16 protein-coding genes and 1 pseudogene are annotated in these 16658 nt (G+C 59.2%); 7 read left to right on the forward strand and 10 right to left on the reverse strand.

Translation table 11 applies throughout. The features are described from left to right. Positions 1 to 10: 10 nt before the first annotated feature. The 3 genes from J8G15_RS01805 to J8G15_RS01815 all read left to right on the forward strand — a co-directional run bounded on the left by J8G15_RS01805 (position 11) and on the right by J8G15_RS01815 (position 2386). Entirely contained in the window at positions 11 to 397 is a 387-nt protein-coding gene (locus tag J8G15_RS01805) for a SirB2 family protein (RefSeq protein ID WP_210545641.1), read from the forward strand. Positions 398 to 475: 78 nt separating this feature from the next. Then, entirely contained in the window at positions 476 to 1555 is a 1080-nt protein-coding gene (locus J8G15_RS01810) for a 3-deoxy-7-phosphoheptulonate synthase (protein WP_210545643.1), read from the forward strand. 117 nt (positions 1556 to 1672) lie between these two features. Continuing rightward, positions 1673 to 2386, forward strand: a complete 714-nt coding sequence (locus J8G15_RS01815; protein WP_210545644.1) for a YebC/PmpR family DNA-binding transcriptional regulator — start codon at positions 1673 to 1675, stop codon at positions 2384 to 2386. An 88-nt stretch (positions 2387 to 2474) separates the two neighbouring features. On the opposite strand, the gene J8G15_RS01820 is transcribed toward J8G15_RS01815, so the two are convergent. The 3 genes and pseudogenes from J8G15_RS01820 to J8G15_RS01825 all read right to left on the reverse strand — a co-directional run. Beyond that, the gene (locus J8G15_RS01820) at positions 2475 to 2735 is read right to left on the reverse strand and encodes a DUF2249 domain-containing protein (protein WP_210545646.1); all 261 of its coding nucleotides are present in this window, start codon (positions 2733 to 2735) and stop codon (positions 2475 to 2477) included. Between the two features lie 68 nt (positions 2736 to 2803). Then, positions 2804 to 3616 (reverse strand): crotonase/enoyl-CoA hydratase family protein, encoded by an 813-nt coding sequence (locus tag J8G15_RS21345; protein WP_240538530.1) that lies wholly within the window; start codon positions 3614 to 3616, stop codon positions 2804 to 2806. 75 nt (positions 3617 to 3691) lie between these two features. After that, a pseudogene (locus J8G15_RS01825) lies at positions 3692 to 5710 on the reverse strand (FAD-dependent oxidoreductase); the annotation flags it as partial. Positions 5711 to 5855: 145 nt separating this feature from the next. Here J8G15_RS01825 and J8G15_RS01830 point away from each other — a divergent pair. Beyond that, positions 5856 to 6392, forward strand: coding sequence for a PadR family transcriptional regulator (locus tag J8G15_RS01830; RefSeq protein WP_210545649.1), 537 nt, complete (start codon positions 5856 to 5858; stop codon positions 6390 to 6392). A 135-nt stretch (positions 6393 to 6527) separates the two neighbouring features. Here J8G15_RS01830 and J8G15_RS01835 read toward each other — a convergent pair whose 3' ends face one another. Beyond that, entirely contained in the window at positions 6528 to 8480 is a 1953-nt protein-coding gene (locus tag J8G15_RS01835) for a diguanylate cyclase domain-containing protein (protein ID WP_210545651.1), read from the reverse strand. Between the two features lie 269 nt (positions 8481 to 8749). Between J8G15_RS01835 and J8G15_RS01840 the strand changes: the two genes are divergently transcribed. After that, complete coding sequence (locus J8G15_RS01840) at positions 8750 to 9442, forward strand: crotonase/enoyl-CoA hydratase family protein (protein WP_210545653.1); 693 nt, start codon at positions 8750 to 8752, stop codon at positions 9440 to 9442. A 49-nt stretch (positions 9443 to 9491) separates the two neighbouring features. Here J8G15_RS01840 and J8G15_RS01845 read toward each other — a convergent pair whose 3' ends face one another. The 5 genes from J8G15_RS01845 to J8G15_RS01865 all read right to left on the reverse strand — a co-directional run bounded on the left by J8G15_RS01845 (position 9492) and on the right by J8G15_RS01865 (position 14321). Next, complete coding sequence (locus J8G15_RS01845; RefSeq protein WP_210545655.1) at positions 9492 to 10418, reverse strand: pseudouridine synthase; 927 nt, start codon at positions 10416 to 10418, stop codon at positions 9492 to 9494. A 15-nt stretch (positions 10419 to 10433) separates the two neighbouring features. After that, positions 10434 to 11219, reverse strand: a complete 786-nt coding sequence (gene trmB, locus J8G15_RS01850) for a tRNA (guanosine(46)-N7)-methyltransferase TrmB (RefSeq protein WP_210547420.1) — start codon at positions 11217 to 11219, stop codon at positions 10434 to 10436. A gap of 26 nt (positions 11220 to 11245) precedes the next feature. Then, entirely contained in the window at positions 11246 to 12217 is a 972-nt protein-coding gene (gluQRS, locus tag J8G15_RS01855) for a tRNA glutamyl-Q(34) synthetase GluQRS (RefSeq protein ID WP_210545656.1), read from the reverse strand. Positions 12218 to 12277: 60 nt separating this feature from the next. After that, entirely contained in the window at positions 12278 to 13282 is a 1005-nt protein-coding gene (locus tag J8G15_RS01860) for an NAD(P)/FAD-dependent oxidoreductase (RefSeq protein WP_370627533.1), read from the reverse strand. 100 nt (positions 13283 to 13382) lie between these two features. Continuing rightward, the gene (locus J8G15_RS01865; RefSeq protein WP_210545659.1) at positions 13383 to 14321 is read right to left on the reverse strand and encodes a LysR family transcriptional regulator; all 939 of its coding nucleotides are present in this window, start codon (positions 14319 to 14321) and stop codon (positions 13383 to 13385) included. 122 nt (positions 14322 to 14443) lie between these two features. Between J8G15_RS01865 and J8G15_RS01870 the strand changes: the two genes are divergently transcribed. Then, the gene (locus J8G15_RS01870) at positions 14444 to 15145 is read left to right on the forward strand and encodes a pirin family protein (protein WP_210545661.1); all 702 of its coding nucleotides are present in this window, start codon (positions 14444 to 14446) and stop codon (positions 15143 to 15145) included. 90 nt (positions 15146 to 15235) lie between these two features. Further along, positions 15236 to 15784: a flavodoxin family protein gene (locus tag J8G15_RS01875; protein ID WP_210545663.1), complete on the forward strand. Its 549-nt coding sequence runs from the start codon at positions 15236 to 15238 to the stop codon at positions 15782 to 15784. A 37-nt stretch (positions 15785 to 15821) separates the two neighbouring features. On the opposite strand, the gene J8G15_RS01880 is transcribed toward J8G15_RS01875, so the two are convergent. Then, positions 15822 to 16574: a sulfurtransferase gene (locus tag J8G15_RS01880; RefSeq protein ID WP_210545664.1), complete on the reverse strand. Its 753-nt coding sequence runs from the start codon at positions 16572 to 16574 to the stop codon at positions 15822 to 15824. Positions 16575 to 16658 lie beyond the last annotated feature (84 nt).

Genomic DNA, 16658 nt, shown 5'->3' on the forward strand with positions numbered 1-16658 from the left:
GGTACGCCCGGTGGACTACTACGCAGTCAAGACGCTGCACATCAGTTGTATGGTGCTCAGCATCACCCTGTTTGTGGTGCGCGGCGGGTCGGCCTTGTCCGGTTATCCGTGGCGGCGATGGGGCGTGCTTCGCTGGGCACCCCATCTGGTGGACACGGTGCTTTTGAGTTCCGCTTTGTGGTTGGCGTGGCAATTGGGGCAATACCCCTTTGCCGATGCTTGGCTGACCGCCAAGGTGCTGGCACTATTGGCGTACATCGGCCTGGGGGCGAGGGCATTGGGAAAGCGAACTCCGGCAGGCCAGCGTCCGTGGTTTTACCTGTCTGCTCTGTTCAGCGTTGGCTACATTGTGGCCGTTGCGCTCACCCACTCCGCATCGTGGGGCTTGTGGGACTAGCTACCCCACATCGGATTTTTGCATGTTGGTCTGCGACACTTGGCGCCTCGGGCCACCCCGCTATTTCAATGCCAACGTATGACGACCTCCATCCACGATCTCCATATCGCTCAGACCGAAACACTGCCTGAACCCCGCTTATTGATCGCGGAATACCCGGCTGGCGAAACAGAAGCCCGCTTTATTGCCGACGCCCGCCGCGCCACCCGTGCCGTATTGCGCGGCGAGGACGATCGCTTGCTGGTCATTGTGGGACCGTGCTCGGTGCACGAGCCTGAGTCAGCGCTGGAATATGCCCGTCGCCTAGCCGAGGTCAAAACCCGGTTTGACCAGGACTTGCTGTTGGTCATGCGGGTCTATTTTGAGAAACCCCGCACTCGCATGGGGTGGAAAGGCCTGATTTATGACCCCGGCCTGGATGGCCAGGGCGACATTGGTGAAGGCCTGCGCCAGGCCCGTCACCTTTTGCTCGAATGCGCCAAACTGGGCGTGCCTGCCGCCTCTGAGATTCTCGACCTGGTCACGCCGCAGTATTACGCGGAGTTGTTGACCTGGGGCGCCATTGGCGCGCGTACGGTAGAGAGCCCGCTGCATCGTCAAATGGCGTCCGCGCTGTCGGCGCCCGTGGGTTTCAAAAATGCGATTCAGGGCACAGTGGCCACAGCCATTGACGCCATTCACGTCGCCGCGCAGGCCCATCGTTTCCCCACCATTTCCCTGGAAGGGCGCGCCACGGTCATCACGACGACGGGCAATCCTGACGGTCATTTGGTGCTGCGGGGCACCGGCAGCGGCCCCAACTATGACGCCGCCAGTGTGCAAATGTCCGCGCTGGCCTTGCAGGCCGCGGGCTTGCCCATGCGCCTTGTCATCGATTGCAGCCACGGCAACAGCAGCAAAGACCACACCCGCCAGTCACTGGTGGCGGCAGACATTGCCCAGCAACTGGCGAGCGGTGGCGACGCCATTTGCGGTGTGATGCTGGAAAGCCATTTGCAAGCGGGGCGGCAAGACATCGTCAACGGCCGTGAGGGGCTGACGTATGGCCAAAGTGTGACGGACGCCTGTATTGGTTGGGACACGACCGTTAATGCCTTGCAAAACTTGGCAGAGGGTGTGAAGGCGCGCCGGTCGGTTCGACAATCGCAGGGTGTATAACCTAGGCCCTTCAGGTCATCAAAGGCGCCGGTTCATGGTGTGAACTGGCCCGCCTAGCCAGACAATACGAATTCAAACCAGCGCTTGGGTGCGCTACAACTTCAAGGAATCAGCATCATGGGTGCGCAATGGAAAGCAAAAGGCAAGGAACTGGCGGCCAATGCCAGGGGGAAACTGTTTGGTCGGCTGGCCAAAGACATCATGATTGCGGCGCGCAGCGGCGCTGATCCGTCATTGAACTCCCGTCTTCGCCTGGTCGTTGAGCAGGCCCGCAAAGTGTCCATGCCCAAGGAAACGCTGGAGCGTGCCATCAAAAAAGGCGCGGGGCTGACGGGTGAGTCGGTGTCGTTCGAGCATGTGATTTACGAAGGCTTTGCGCCGCATCAAGTGGCTGTCATGGTCGAGTGTCTGACGGACAACGTGAACCGCACGGCACCTGAGATGCGTGTGCTGTTTCGCAAGGGCCAGTTGGGCACCTCGGGTTCCGTGTCCTGGGACTTTGACCACGTTGGCATGATTGAAGCCGAACGCATTTTGACTGCCGCCGATCCCGAGGTGGCGGCCATTGAAGCCGGTGCGCAAGATTTTGAAGCCGGAGATGAAGAGGGCCAGACCTTGTTCTTGACCGATGCCGCCGATCTGGATCTGGTGAGCCGTGCTTTGCCGGCGCATGGTTTCCATGTGTTGTCTGCCAAGCTGGGCTACAAGTCCAAGAACCCGGTTGACCCCGCCAATCTGAGTGCGGAACAACTGGAAGAAGTGGAAGCCTTTTTGTCTGCCATTGACGGCAATGACGACGTGCAGAACGTTTTCGTCGGTCTGGCTGGCTAAACCCAGCGCAAGGGCGTAACCCCTTAGTGGTTGGTCAAGGCCGTCTCACCATCAAAAACGCCAGTCGCAGACTGGCGTTTTTATTGGTTTAGATGCAAACAAAGTCGATGACGATGGCACCGGGTTCACGCTGCACATACTCAATGGTGACGGCCGGGCCGTAGCGAGCGACCAACTGGTGCAGCAACGGAATGGGGTCGTGGTCGTTACAGAAGCGCATGGTCTCGCCCGACTGCAACGAGTCCAGCGCGCCAAAAATCGCCGCATGACGGAATCGTTTGGCAACGCCTCGTGCATCAAAGGGGTAAATGGCTTCAGCAGTGACGTGGCCGGTGGCGCGAGAACTCATGATCAACCTCGCAAATTAAAAGATGCATTATAAGTGAATCTTTAAATTATGCGAGGCTTGGCCGGCTATCAGTTCTTGAATTCAGCCGGGCGTTTGCCCATGTTGGCCATCATGGCTTCCTGCAAATCGTCGCTCAACAACATGGCGGCATTCCAGGTGGCAATGTAGTTCAGGCTGTCAGCCACGGAGTGATCACGGGCGTAGGTGATCATCTCCTTGGTGCCGCGAATCGCCAGTGGTGATTTACTCGCGATGGTGGCCGCCATCTCACGCACGCCGGCCTGCAAGGCTTCACGCGAGTCAAATACTTGGTTGACCAAACGCATTTCGCGGGCCTCGGCGGCGGTGAAGCGGCGTCCGGTGTAGGCCAGTTCGCGGGCCATACCTTCGCCAATCAGCTTGGGCAGGCGCTGCAGGGTACCCACGTCAGCGGTCATTCCAATGTCAATTTCCTTGATGGTGAAGTAGGCGTCGCTGGAGCAGTAGCGCATATCGGCGCAGGTGATCAGGTCAATGCCACCGCCCACGCAACCGCCGTGAATGGCGGCCAGCACGGGCTTGCGGCAGCGCTCCAGGCTGGTGAGGGTGTCCTGCATGTCCAAAATCACGCGGCGCAGGTTTTCGCGCATGCGGGCTTCGCAGTCGTTGTGAATCGTGGAGCCCATGCCCATCATCATCTCCAAGTCAATGCCCGCCGTGAAGAGTTTGCCTTCGCCTTCCAGAATGGCGACCCGGGCGTCCGGTGTGTCGTCGACCCATCGGAAGGCCTGGCGGATTTCTTGCCACATGTCGACATTCATGGCGTTGGCTTTTTCCGGCCGGTTCAGGCGCACCGTGGCAATGTGGTTTTCCAGCGTGACAGTCAGGGTTTTGTAGCTCATGGTCTCTCCTTGCGCAGCGGTTGCTGCCGCGGGGGCAGAAGCCTCGGCCTTTGCAGGCGGGGCAGGGGGTGTTTGAAGAGCCACGGCCAACTCAAAGCCTTGTTTGATGGCGCGCTTGGCATCCAGCTCGGCGGCTTTGTCGGCGCCACCAATCAGGTGCACGGTGACACCGGCAGCGGCCAGTTCAGCTTGCAACTCGCGCTGGGGGTCTTGCCCCGCGCACACCACAATGGTGTCGGCAGGAATGATCTGGTCTTTGTCGCCCACGGTGATGTGCAAGCCTTCGTCGTCCACCTTGCGGTAGGTCACGCCCGGAATCATCTCTACATGGCGGTTCTTGAGGGAGGTGCGGTGAATCCAGCCGGTGGTCTTGCCCAGGCCGTCTCCCACTTTGCTGACCTTGCGTTGCAACAAAAACACCTTGCGCGGGCTTTTCTCAATGTGCGCTTCCATCAGGCCGCCGCGCTTGGCGTAGGTGGTGTCAACACCCCATTCGGCAAAGAACTTGGCGGGGTCTTGGCTGGGGCTGGTGCCGCTGTGCAGCAGGTACTCGGCCACGTCAAAGCCAATTCCGCCGGCGCCAATCAGGGCCACGGTTTTGCCGACTTCGCGCTTGTCGCGCAACACGTCCAGATAGCCGCAGACCTTGGGATGGTCAATGCCTTCAATCGGTGGCAAGCGGGGTGTCACGCCCGTAGCCAGCACCACTTGGTCAAAGCCAGCAGCACTCAGGTCTTGGGCGCTCACGCGGGTATTCAGTTTCAGCTTGACGCCGGTGATGTCAATCTGGCGGGCGTAAAAGCGAAGGGTTTCATAAAACTCTTCCTTGCCTGGTATTTGCTTGGCGATGTTGAACTGACCGCCAATCTCAGATGCGGCGTCATACAAGGTCACATCAAAGCCACCTTGGGCTGCGGTGGTGGCAAAGCTCAAGCCCGCGGGGCCAGCGCCCACCACCGCAATGCGGCCCTTGGACAGGGCGGGAACGATGTTGAGGATGGTCTCGTGGCAAGCACGTGGGTTCACTAGGCAAGAGGTGATCTTGCCGCCAAAGGTGTGGTCCAGACAGGCTTGGTTGCAGCCAATGCAGGTGTTGATCTCGTCCGCCTTGCCTTGCTCGGCCTTGCGCACAAACAGCGGGTCGGCCAGAAAGGGGCGGGCCATGGAGACCATGTCGCAAAAGTCGTCGGCCAACAACTGCTCGGCGACCTCCGGCGTGTTGATGCGGTTGGTGGCTACCAATGGAATGCCAACCTTGCCTTTGAGTTGCTGCGTCACCCAGGCAAACGCGGCGCGCGGAACTTTGGTGGCAATGGTGGGAATGCGCGCTTCGTGCCAGCCAATGCCGGTGTTGATGATGGTGGCGCCGGCCGCCTCCACGGCCTGGGCCAGTTGCACCACTTCTTCCAGCGTGGAGCCGCCTTCCACCAAGTCCAGCATGGACAGGCGGTAGATGATGATGAAGTTTTTGCCCACGCGCTCGCGCGTGCGGCGAACGATCTCCACCGGGAAGCGAATGCGGTTCTCATAACTGCCACCCCACTCGTCGTCACGGTGGTTGGTGCGCGCCGCAATGAATTCGTTAAGTAGGTAGCCCTCTGAGCCCATGATCTCCACGCCGTCGTAACCGGCGTACTGGGCCAGTCCGGCGCAGTTCACAAAGTCGTCAATGGTCTGCGCCACTTCCTCCGTGCTCAGCGCCTTGGGTTTCATGGGGTTGATCGGCGCTTGCAGCGCGCTGGGGGCGACCAGATCGCCGTGGTAAGCGTAGCGGCCAAAGTGCAGAATTTGCATGGCAATTTTGCCGCCGGCCTGGTGCACGGCGTCGGTCACGGGCTTGTGCTTGTCGGCTTCAGCTTGCGTGGTCAGGCGGGCGCCACCGGGCATGGGGCGGCCCCGGTCATTGGGCGCAATGCCGCCCGTCACGATCAGGCCCACGCCACCGGCGGCGCGCTCAGCATAAAAAGCTGCCATGCGGGCGAAACCGTCTTTGACTTCTTCCAGCCCAACGTGCATGGAGCCCATGAGCACGCGGTTGGGCAAGGTGGTAAAGCCCAGGTCAAGTGGGGCCAAAAGGTGGGGATAGGTTGTCATGAAATGAAAATCCTCAAAAAACAGGGGTGACAGGGCTACAAAGGCGCATGCATCAAACTATGCAACCAGTTGCACAAGTTTAGGGGCATCATGCCAGTTGTGCAACTGGTTGCATAGAGGGTTTACTCCACTTAGACTCTGGCCCATGTCTCTGTCACACGCTGTGCTTACCTCCTTGCTTGAGAAATCGTCCTCGGGTTACGACCTGGCTCGGCGTTTTGACAAGTCCATTGGCTACTTCTGGCATGCCACGCATCAGCAGATTTACCGCGAACTGGCCCGCATGGAAGCGGCTGGCTGGGTCGAATCCAGCGCGGCACCGGACGCAGGCAACACCCGAAAACGCAGTTACAGCGTCTTGCCAGCCGGTCGCGATGAGTTGTTGCGTTGGGCCGCAGAGCCCTCAGCGCCCATGGACCTGCGTGATGAGTTCACCGTGCGCTTGCGCGCCGACGCCGCTTTGGGCCCGCTGGGGCTGCAGGGCGAGTTGCAACGACGTATCGACCAGCACCAGGACAAGCTGCAAACTTACCGAGACATCGAAGCCCGCGACTTCCCACCGGGAAAATCTTTGAGTCGCCACGCCCGCATCCAGCACATGATTTTGAAGAAAGGCATCTTGCTCGAAGAAGGCTCTATCGCCTGGACGAAGGACATGCTGGCGGTGTTGATCGAGGATTAGTTGCTATTGAATAAGTAGCCGATTGCGCATGATTGGCGGGAGCCATAGGCCAATTTATCCAAAAATACTGGCTATCTTCGTTGAAGAAAGAGCACAGCCCCGAAAATCTCCGGCCACTTCGTCAGCCAAAGAGGCTTAAGCGGCACGATCGAGTAGTTCAAATGGCTGATCACTGCCCATCTGCACCTGATTTTTACCGGCGTGTTTGGCGCGGTACATGGCCGCATCCGCGCATTGCATCAGGTCGTTGACCGTGTCGGCGTGTTCCGGGTACATCGCAATGCCGATGCTGCAGGAAATTTTTGCCCCGCCCTGTGGCAATGTGAACGGCTCATGGAGGCTGGCCACCAGTTCGAGTGCCACTTGCATCACCGCTTCCGCATTTTTAACCTCGGGCATGACCAACGCAAACTCGTCGCCCCCAATCCGGGCCAGGGTATCGCTGTCGCGGATGCGATTTTTGAGCCGCTGAGCCACTTGCTGCAGCAAGGCATCACCGGCCGCGTGGCCCAGGGTGTCGTTGGCGGCCTTGAATTCGTCAAGATCAATCCAGAGTATCGCGGCTCCATTTCCCCGGCGTTTCGCCAAACTCAGTGCTTGATCAGTGCGATCAAGGAAAAGCTTCCGATTGGGCAAAGAAGTCAGGGAGTCGTGGTGGCCAAGCATCCAAAGCCGATCTTCGCGCTGGCGGTGCTCGGTTGAATCCGTCAGCACCAAAATGGCCCCCTCCGTCGACGAGTCTGAGTGCGGCAGATGAATCCAGTGGGCGGAACACCAAAGGCTGTTGGCCAAGCGAACCTCCAACGTTTGCACTTTGCCGCTCTGACGATGGGTAACCCAGGCTGTTTCCAGCATGTCGCGGTCCTGCGGATGCACAAAATCAAAAAGATGTTTGCCAAGCGCCTGCTCAGAGGTGCAGTCGGTCAGCAATCGGCCTATGCCGTTTAGATAGGTACAGCGCCCGGCGCCGTCCAACTGCAGCACCCCAACCGGGGCGGCTGTGAGCACAAGCTGCAAATGCTGCTCTTTGACCCCCAGATCCCGGTTGACCTCCTGAAATGCCAGTGTTTGCTGCGCGACCTCAGTGAGCAGTTGCTTGTTGAAGTTTTGCAAGACCTGATTGCGTGACGCCACGGCGCCGCCAAGCCAGAGCCCCACCAGTGCAATAGCGATCATGACCATCTGGAATTCCAGCGCCATCTGCTGTTGATTAAGCAGCGCCACTGCCAACACCATGCCGCTGTCCAGCAAGATGACGGCCAGTACGGCACTGCGCAACCCGTAGCTGAGCGCCACCCAGACCAGCGGCACGAGCAACAACAAGGCCAGCAGCGGAAATTGAAGATCAAAGCTGAGGTAGGCGGGTACCCCAAAGACAATCAGCAGTGCCAGGAACGCGGCACAAATCGTGTTGCGGTCCGCGTAAGGGTTAGCATCGCCCGGGATGGACGCCAGTGAGTTGTCCTGCTGCCCTTCCTGCATGTAGTTCACAAGCCACGGCCAACCCCGCACGAGTAGCAACGGTGCCAGCGTGATGATGCCGATGAAGTCGCCTGTGAACCAGGAGACCGATGCCTGCGCCCATTGCCCTTGTGGAATGATGCCCGAGCCGACCAGGTAGAAACCACCAACCATTGCGCCCACGATCGCCGATGCAAGAGCGGCACCGATGAACAAAGCGCTGTGCTTGGGCAGCGTCAGATCAAGCCGATTCCGCAAGGTCCGTCGAAATGGAAAGATGACAGCCGCGTAGGCCAAGGGCAAAGCGCACCAATCGTAGAACAACCACCCGGCCTGGGCGGACAAAAGTTCTGGCGCCGTTCGGCCAGAAGACACAAAACTGATCAAGTTGGCGATGAGCACTGTCGCCAACTCAATGAGTAGCGCAGGCCATCCAATCAAAATAAATGCGCAAAACCGGAGTCCGGCAGGTAAAAACCAAAGGCTGGCGCCCCCCAACACATCAGCAATTCGAGCGGCGAACCAAAGAAGCAACCATAACAAGACATAGGTCGCAACCACGGTCAAGATGCGCTGCTGTCGGTTGCCCTGTAGGTCGATCGATAGCGGCGGCGTCGTCATGAGCATGGGCTGAATATATGGCTTGTTACCACATGTAATTTTCAGCGAAGTCTGATGGCGAGGGGAAATTTTGTCCATCCCCCAGGTGGGGGATAGGCTGATAGACAGTCGAGCCAACCGAATTGCACTACAAAGCAGCCAGTCTATTACCCCCTCGGAAAACAGCAGAACCGACCACTGATTGGTTGACTTCGGACTGACTGTCCCGATCGCGATTCCCCATCCCCCGATCGCAGACTAGACTGTAGGATTACACTTTTTTCAGGACTTTCATCATGAGCGACTCGGTTCAATACAGTTTGAATGACGGCGTGGCGACGCTGACCTTGGCCAACGGCAAGGTGAACGCGGTGTCTCCGGCGGTTATTGAGGCCTTCAATACTGCGTTGGATCAAGCCCAGGCCGCCGAGGCCATCGTGATCGTGACCGGGCAGCCCGGCATTTTGAGCGGAGGCTATGACTTGAAGGTCATGATGTCCGGTCCCCAGGCGGCCATTGATTTGGTGGCGGCCGGCTCCATGCTGGCCCGGCGCATGCTGGCCCATCCGCAGCCCATCATCGTGGCCTGCCCGGGTCACGCGGTTGCCAAAGGTGCGTTCATGCTGTTGTCTGCCGACTATCGTATTGGCGTTGAGGGCGCTTTCAGCATTGGTTTGAACGAGGTGAAAATTGGCATGACCATGCACCATGTGGGCATTGCCTTGGCACGTGACCGGCTGAGCACGCCCGTGTTTCAGCGCTCGGTCATCAACGCCGAGATGTTCAACCCCCAAAGCGCGATGACGGCTGGCTTTCTGGACCAGGTGGTGCCTGCCGACCAGCTGATGGCGACGGCGAATGCGGTGGCGCAGGAGTTCAAAAAACTCAATATGAAGGCTCACGCGAATACCAAGCTGAAGGTGCGCAAGGCCTTGTTAGACACGCTGGATGCGGCGATTGAGTCCGACAAGCTGACCAGCTTGCATTGATTCGAGCCCTTGGGCCGGCGGTGCTGGCCGGCCATTCCAAACGACGGGGCTAGATGGCGTCCGCCCCAAGCCTCCATTGGAGCTGCCGCTGGCTATCGAACTGGCGAGCTTGTCCTGTGACCGGGTCGGTGAACTCTATCGAGCGGGCGAGTAATTGCAAAGGATGCTCATAGTCGATTTGCCCCTCGGGGGTGAGGGTGGGGTACAGACCGTCGCCCAGCAGGGGCAAGCCCAGCGCGGCCATGTGAACGCGCAACTGGTGGCGCTGCCCGGTCACGGGGCGCAAGCGGTAGCGGGCCAACAGGCCCTGCACCTCAATGACCTCGATATGGGTGACCGCATTGGACGGGCCATCCACCTCTTGTTGCAACATGAAATGGCCCGCTTCCTCAATGCGGCTTTCCCGGGTCAACGGCAGGGCCAAGTCGGTACGCCAAGGAGCAATCGCCTCGTAGGTTTTCTTGACCTCGCGTTGCCGAAATAGCGCAGCGTAGGCGCCCCGGCTGCTGGTTTGCACCGAAAACATCACCAGGCCGGCCGTGTCGCGGTCAATGCGGTGGATGGGCACCAGAGCGTCTAGGCCAAGGCGGCGTTTGAGCCGAACCAGCACGGTTTCCTGCAAATAACCGCCCGACGGCATGACGGGCAGAAAATGCGGCTTGTCGACCACGATGAGATGCTCGTCCTGAAATAACACGACCTCATCAAACGGAATGCGCGGTTCGTTGGGCACGCTGCGGTAATAGTAGATGCGCAGCAGGGGCTGATAGGGCCGATCGGCGGCGACGGGCTGCCCTAAAGCGTCAATCACCTTGCCTAGGGCCATGCGTTCAAGCCATTGAACCTCAGAGATGGCGGCAAATTTTTCCACCAAAAATGCCAGCACCGTGGGCCAGGACCCCGCAGGCAACACGGTCGAACTGGGGCCAACGCCGTCCAGCGCAGGCGGCACGACGAGGGCCGCCGGGGTGCTCATGGCAAGCGCTGGAGGCTAGACGCGCTCAAACACCACATCCCACACCCCATGGCCGAGCTTGATGCCACGGTTTTCAAACTTGGTGAGAGGGCGGTAGTGCGGCTTGGGTGCGTAGCCTGCCAATTCAGGATGGCTGCCGCTGGCAGTGTTTTTCAGCAAGGGCTCGGCGCTGAGCACTTCCAGAATCTGCTCGGCATAGGGCTGCCAGTCAGTGGCGCAGTGCAGGTAGCCGCCTACTTTCAGGCGTGCGGCCAGTTTGGCAATCAAGCCGGCTTGAATCAGGCGGCGCTTGTTGTGCTTCTTTTTGTGCCACGGATCAGGGAAAAAGATGTGCACGCCATCCAGGCTTTGCAGCAGCAGCATGTTGTCAATGACTTCCACCGCGTCGTGCGAGACGATGCGAATATTGCTCAGACTTTGTTCGCCAATGCGTTTGAGCAGGGCGCCCACGCCGGGTTCATGTACTTCGCAGCACAAGAAGTTTTTCTCAGGCATGACGCCAGCGATGTGGGCGGTGGCTTCGCCCATGCCAAAGCCAATTTCCAGAATGACGGGTGCATTCCTTACATCATTTTGGCCTCTGGCGCTTGCTGCATAAGCGTAAGCTGCTTCGAAATCAATAGCGTTTGGCTGGTAGGGCAACAGAAAAGTGGCGCCCAGCTCTTCAAACGCTTTGGTCTGGCCGGTGGTGATGCGGCCAGCGCGGCGCACAAAGCTCTTGATTTCTTTGGGGTAGGCCACGCCCTCGGGCGCACTGCCCCGAATGCGAAGTTTTCGGGTGCCCGCGGGGGTTTCGGGCAGGGTGGGGTCGGTTGGATTTGTATCGTTCACGGTGCAGGATTGTAGAGAGGCGGGCCGTGCTTGCGCCAGTGTTGCGTCCAGGCACTCAAAGCGTTGCCCACTGTGCCACTTTGTTCAGACAGCCCCAGCACGTGGGCGGCGTGGTTGAGCGCGGCCAGTGGATCATGGGTGTCTAGCGCGGATGCGCCGTTTTGTTTGGAGAGTTTTTCGCCGTTGTCACCACACACCAAAGGCGTGTGCAGGTAGCGCGGGGTGGGCAGTGCAAGGGCTTGTTGCAGCGCAATTTGACGCGCGGTGTTGTCCGTCAGGTCTTCACCGCGAAGCACGTCGGTGATGCCCTGTTCGGCATCGTCCACCACCACGGCAAGTTGGTAGGCGTAGCAGCCATCGGCCCGCTTGAGCACGAAGTCGCCCACGGCGGTGGCCACGTTTTGCTGCTGGGGCCCCAGGCGCCGGTCTGTCCAATGAAGGGTGTTGATTGCTATTGAATAAATAGCTTCTTGTGCAGGTGGAATATGCGCTGGAGGGAGATTTTTCTTAGGAATATCGGTGCGCAGTCGCCAGGCTCTGGCTGATTTCTCTTTCAGCCCGTTGCGACAAGTCCCGGGGTAGATCAGCTCGCCGTGGCGCGCGCGCTCGTGTCCGCTTTCCAGCAAACCCGTTTCGATCTCTTTGCGCGAACAGCCGCAGGGGTAGGCCAAGCCTTGTTGCACCAGGGTGTCGAGCGCGGCTTGGTAGAGCGCGCTGCGTTGGGATTGCCATACGGGGGGCTGGTCGGGCCGCAGCCCGCAGGCGCTGAGTTGTTGGAGGATGTGCTCGTCCATGCCCGGAAAGCAGCGCGGTGTGTCGACGTCTTCAATGCGCACCAGCCACAGCCCGTCATGGGCACGGGCATCCAGCCAACTGGCCAGCGCAGCCACCAAAGAGCCCGCATGCAGCGGGCCCGTGGGAGAGGGGGCAAAGCGGCCGATATAGCGGGCCGGTGGGGCAGTGCGCATGGGGCGTGAAAAACGCGGCACAGGGCCGCGTCAGTGGTCAGTTTAAAAGAGTAGGGTCAATCAGCAAACCGCCAATGCGAGTTCAAGGCCGGATACAAAGGCGTCTTCAACCCGGTTGCCCAGGCACCAGTCGCCGCACAGGCCCACGCCTGTTTTGGCGTCCAACAGGTGGGTTTTTCCCAGAGGTTGAATGGTTTTGGCGTAGCTCCAGCGCTGCATGTCCTGGTGGCTGGGCTGGGCGCGAATACCGGTGACTTCGCCAAAGGCTTTGAGCAGCTTGGCCTGGACGCGGGGGGCGTCGTCGTTGAGGTGTTCCTGCGACCATGCGGCACTGGCCTGTACGGTCCAGCGCTCCACGCCGCCTCGGCCGGGCTTGGACGACTCACGGGCCAGCCAGGCGATGCGGTGGTGGGTGCTGCGCGCCGCATTCCATTGGGGCCCCAGCGTCGAAAAATCGGGCTGCATGGCTTGGGGAAAAGCGAGCATCAACGTCCAGCAGGGGGCAACTTGAACCTTGTCGATTTGCTTGCTCAGGTTCGCAACCAGTTTGGATTCCTGCAGCAGGGACTGAGACTGAGCGGCGGGCATCGCCAACAACACCGCGTCAAAGCCTGAGAACACATGTTGCTCGTCGGCCGGACCCTGCGTGTGAAGCTGCCACTGCTTGGCGTTGAGCGCATCCCGCGAAATACGGTTGACACGGCTGCCCAGCTCGACGGTTTGTTCGGTGATCAGGGGTTGTGCCCATCGGCGTGGCAAGGCCTTCATGCCGGGCGTGGCGACCCAATGGGCCTCGCTGGTGGGGCGGTCGGCCTGGGCGATGCGGCCCAAGTCATCCAGCACACGAATGGTGGTGGCACTCCATCGTTTGCAAACACCGGGCACAGTGTCCAAGGCCTGTTGAAAACGCGCATCGCGCACGGTGAAATACTGTGCACCGTGGTCAAACGTGCCAAAGGCACTGTCACGCGTCGCCATGCGACCGCCAACATCTCGGCTCTTTTCAAACACGGTCACTTTGTGTCCCGCTTGCGCCAGGGTTCGGGCGCAAACAATGCCCGCCATACCGGCGCCGACGACGGCAAAGTGCTTGATGCGGGTTTGTGGTTTGGATTTGGAAGTGCTCATGAAAGATGTCTCCAATTGTTGTTGTGCCACATGCACTTTACACGCCCCGGTGGTGGGCGAGCAAAGCGGCACGTGTGGTCGTACTTTCCAGCTGCGAGAGCCACCACTGCATGGCCCGTCCTTGACCCTGTTTTCCCGCGTCTCGCCAGGCGTAATGAATCGCCACCAAGCGATTGGTCCGCTCCACTTCTTTGACAACCAATCGGCCGGTTTCTACAAAGGGATTGGCCATGCAGTCCGGAACAAATCCTCCCCCCAGTCCGCGTACCTGCACGTCGATTTTGTCGTGCATGGTGGCCACAGTGAAAACGTCTTGCCCACCCAGGAGGCCAAAGGTCAATCCACCCCCGCGGCTCACGGTGTCGGCCACGGCCACAGCACGGTGCTGGCGGATCAGTTCATCGCTCAGTGGCTCGGGCGCATTGGCCAAGGGGTGATGCGGCGCCACAGCATAGACAAAATTCACCTCTCCTAGCGGCTTGGTGCGAATGCTGGCATTGCTGCTACTGCCTGCCACCCCGATCGCCAAGTCTGCTTGTCCGGACGTCAGCGCCTCCAACGTCCCAGACAGCGTTTCGTCACGCAGTTTGATTCGCGTGGGCGGGTTGAGTGAAAAAAAACTGTCGCACAGCTCCATGAGGGTTGCTTTGGAGATGATGGTGTCCACGGAAATCGTCAGTTGCGACTCCCAACCTGTTGCCACACGTTTGACGCGGTTGGCGACCGCATCAATCTCGTCCAGCAGTCGGCTTCCTTCGTGCAGTAATTCCGCGCCGGCTCGAGTCAGTCGGGCTTGACGCGAGCTGCGGTCATACAGCAATACATCCAGCGCATCCTCGATTTGGCGCACCCGGTAGGTGAGCGCGCTGGGAACTACCCCAAGCTCGCGGGCCGCACCAGCGAAGCTGCCCGTGCTGGCTATGATTTGGAGCATGGCCAAGGCGTCTGGGGTCAATACATCGCGAGGCGTTTGCATGGTTGGCATTCATGAATTCGAATATTTTGAATGATGCCATCAAACCGAATGGATTGCGAACAGGGCGCCCCGCCTTAAATTTGAGACATAGGTTCAGACCGTCGCAGACCAATAGGAATTCCATGCTCACTCTTCGTAAATCCAAAGACCGCGGCTATGCAGACCACGGCTGGCTGCAGTCTCAGCACAGCTTTTCGTTTGCCGAGTACTACGACCCCAAGTTCATGGGATGGGGCAACCTGCGGGTGATCAATGAGGACTGGATCGCCGCCGGCAAAGGTTTTGGCACTCACGGCCACCGCGACATGGAGATCGTCACCTATGTGCTGGCCGGTTCCCTGGCGCACAAAGACAGCATGGGCAACATCAAGGCCATTCCGCCCGGAGATGTTCAACGCATGAGCGCGGGCACCGGTGTTCGTCACAGTGAGTTCAATCACGCACCCGATGCGACCACCCATTTGCTGCAGATCTGGATTGAGCCCAACGTCACCGGCGTGGAGCCCAGCTACGAACAAAAATCCTTTGCCGATTCAGAGAAGCAGGGTGTATTGCGGCTGGTTGCCTCGCAGGACGGTGACCGAGGCTCTGTGACATTGAATGCGGATGCCCGCTTGTACGCGGGTTTGTTGGATGGAGCGCAAACGGCCACACTGGCTTTGGATCGGACACGCAAGAGCTATGTGCACCTGGTGCGAGGTGAGTTGAGCGTGAACGGCACGGCGTTGACCACCGGCGACGCAGCCTTGATAGAAGGCGAGTCTGAACTCACTTTGAACCAGGGCAAGGATGCCGAGGTGCTGGTGTTTGATCTCACCGCCTGAGCAAACGTTTCAACACAATATTTTTAGTTCCCGCGAGCTTGCACGGCAGGCTCAACCTTTTTACCTTTACTTCAGAAAACGAGTATTCACATGGCAAAGACAGCAGTTGTATTTCATTCCGGTTACGGCCACACCCAACGCGTCGCCCAGTTTGTGGCGGACGGCGCCAATGCCGAGCTGATCACCATTGACGCCGATGGCAACATCACTGATGCGGACTGGGCCACATTGGACGCAGCTGACGCGATCATTTTTGGTTCACCCACCTACATGGGCATGGCCTCTTGGCAGTTCAAGAAGTTTGCCGATGCCACCTCCAAGCGCTGGTTCACTAGCGCCTGGAAAGACAAAGTGGCCGGTGGCTTTACTATTTCTGCCAGCCCCAGTGGCGACAAGTTGTCCACCATCCAGTACTTCATCACCTTGGCCATGCAGCAAGGCATGATTTGGGTGGGTCAACCGGCATTGAATGACGGCACCATCAACCGCATTGGTTCTAACTCCGGCTTGATGGCTCAAGTGGGTCCTACCAGCCCGGCAGCCGATATTCCTCAAGGTGACCTGGATACGGCCAAGGCCTACGGCCAGCGCGTGGCCGAGTTCGCCGCCCGGTTGGTGCAGGTCGAAGAACTGGCCTGACCGGTTAGAGGGCGGGCCATTCATTTGGCCCGCTAGTTTATTGATTCGCAGGGCTGGGTTGGACGATCGACAGGTCGGCATCCAGCGCCCGGCGCTCATCAAACACAAAGCAGCCGCCGCGGTAGTGGCTGCCGTCTGTTTCCTCAAAGTACTTGAGAATGCCGCCCTCGAGCTGGTACACATGGTCCAGCCCGGCCTCCTGCATCAGGATGGCAGCTTTTTCGCAGCGAATTCCCCCCGTGCAAAAACTCACCACGGTCTTGCCCGCAAGGTCGGCCCGGTGGTCCAGAAACGCTTGCGAAAACTCTGTGAATTTGTCAATGCGCCAGTCAATGGCGCCCTCAAACGTGCCCTGATCGACTTCGAATGCGTTGCGGGTGTCCAGTGTTACGACCGGACGACCCTCATCATCGACCCCTGCGTCCAGCCAGCGTTTGACCGTTTGCGGTGTGACTGCCGGCGCGCGACCGCTGGACGGGCGAATAGCCGGATGGTTCATGCGGATGATCTCGCCTTTGACCTTGACCAGCATTTTTTTGAAGGGCTGGTCGGCCGACCAGCTCTCTTTGGGGTTCACGTCGGAAAATCGCGCATCTGCCTGCAATTCAGTCACGAAACCGCGAACCGCATCGGCGTCGCCAGCCAGAAACAGGTTAATGCCTTCCTCGGCCAAAAGAATGGTGCCCTTGAGTTCACGAGAGATGGCGCGCTCAAAGAGCGTCTCTCGCAGCTCCTGCGCATCGGCAATCGGGACGAATTTGTAGGCGGAAATGTTCAGAATGTTGTTCACCCACTGATTTTAGGCAGTCAGTCGGGCTTAAGTGGGCGCTTTGGTCCTCAACAGGGAGGAAATAGCGAGTTGGCAAGGCAAAAT

The organism is Rhodoferax sp. PAMC 29310 (assembly GCF_017948265.1).
Taxonomy (GTDB): domain Bacteria; phylum Pseudomonadota; class Gammaproteobacteria; order Burkholderiales; family Burkholderiaceae_C; genus Rhodoferax.

Excerpts from the sequence above, each read along its gene's own strand:
- J8G15_RS01810 (WP_210545643.1), top strand. The coding sequence starts at position 476 with ATGACGACCTCCATCCACGATCTCCATATCGCTCAGACCGAAACACTG.
- J8G15_RS01815 (WP_210545644.1), top strand. The coding sequence starts at position 1,673 with ATGGGTGCGCAATGGAAAGCAAAAGGCAAGGAACTGGCGGCCAATGCC.
- J8G15_RS01820 (WP_210545646.1), bottom strand. The coding sequence starts at position 2,735 with ATGAGTTCTCGCGCCACCGGCCACGTCACTGCTGAAGCCATTTACCCC.
- J8G15_RS21345 (WP_240538530.1), bottom strand. The coding sequence starts at position 3,616 with ATGAGCTACAAAACCCTGACTGTCACGCTGGAAAACCACATTGCCACG.
- J8G15_RS01830 (WP_210545649.1), top strand. The coding sequence starts at position 5,856 with ATGTCTCTGTCACACGCTGTGCTTACCTCCTTGCTTGAGAAATCGTCC.
- J8G15_RS01835 (WP_210545651.1), bottom strand. The coding sequence starts at position 8,480 with ATGCTCATGACGACGCCGCCGCTATCGATCGACCTACAGGGCAACCGA.
- J8G15_RS01840 (WP_210545653.1), top strand. The coding sequence starts at position 8,750 with ATGAGCGACTCGGTTCAATACAGTTTGAATGACGGCGTGGCGACGCTG.
- J8G15_RS01845 (WP_210545655.1), bottom strand. The coding sequence starts at position 10,418 with ATGAGCACCCCGGCGGCCCTCGTCGTGCCGCCTGCGCTGGACGGCGTT.
- gluQRS (WP_210545656.1), bottom strand. The coding sequence starts at position 12,217 with ATGCGCACTGCCCCACCGGCCCGCTATATCGGCCGCTTTGCCCCCTCT.
- J8G15_RS01860 (WP_370627533.1), bottom strand. The coding sequence starts at position 13,282 with ATGGCGGGCATTGTTTGCGCCCGAACCCTGGCGCAAGCGGGACACAAA.
- J8G15_RS01865 (WP_210545659.1), bottom strand. The coding sequence starts at position 14,321 with ATGCAAACGCCTCGCGATGTATTGACCCCAGACGCCTTGGCCATGCTC.
- J8G15_RS01870 (WP_210545661.1), top strand. The coding sequence starts at position 14,444 with ATGCTCACTCTTCGTAAATCCAAAGACCGCGGCTATGCAGACCACGGC.
- J8G15_RS01875 (WP_210545663.1), top strand. The coding sequence starts at position 15,236 with ATGGCAAAGACAGCAGTTGTATTTCATTCCGGTTACGGCCACACCCAA.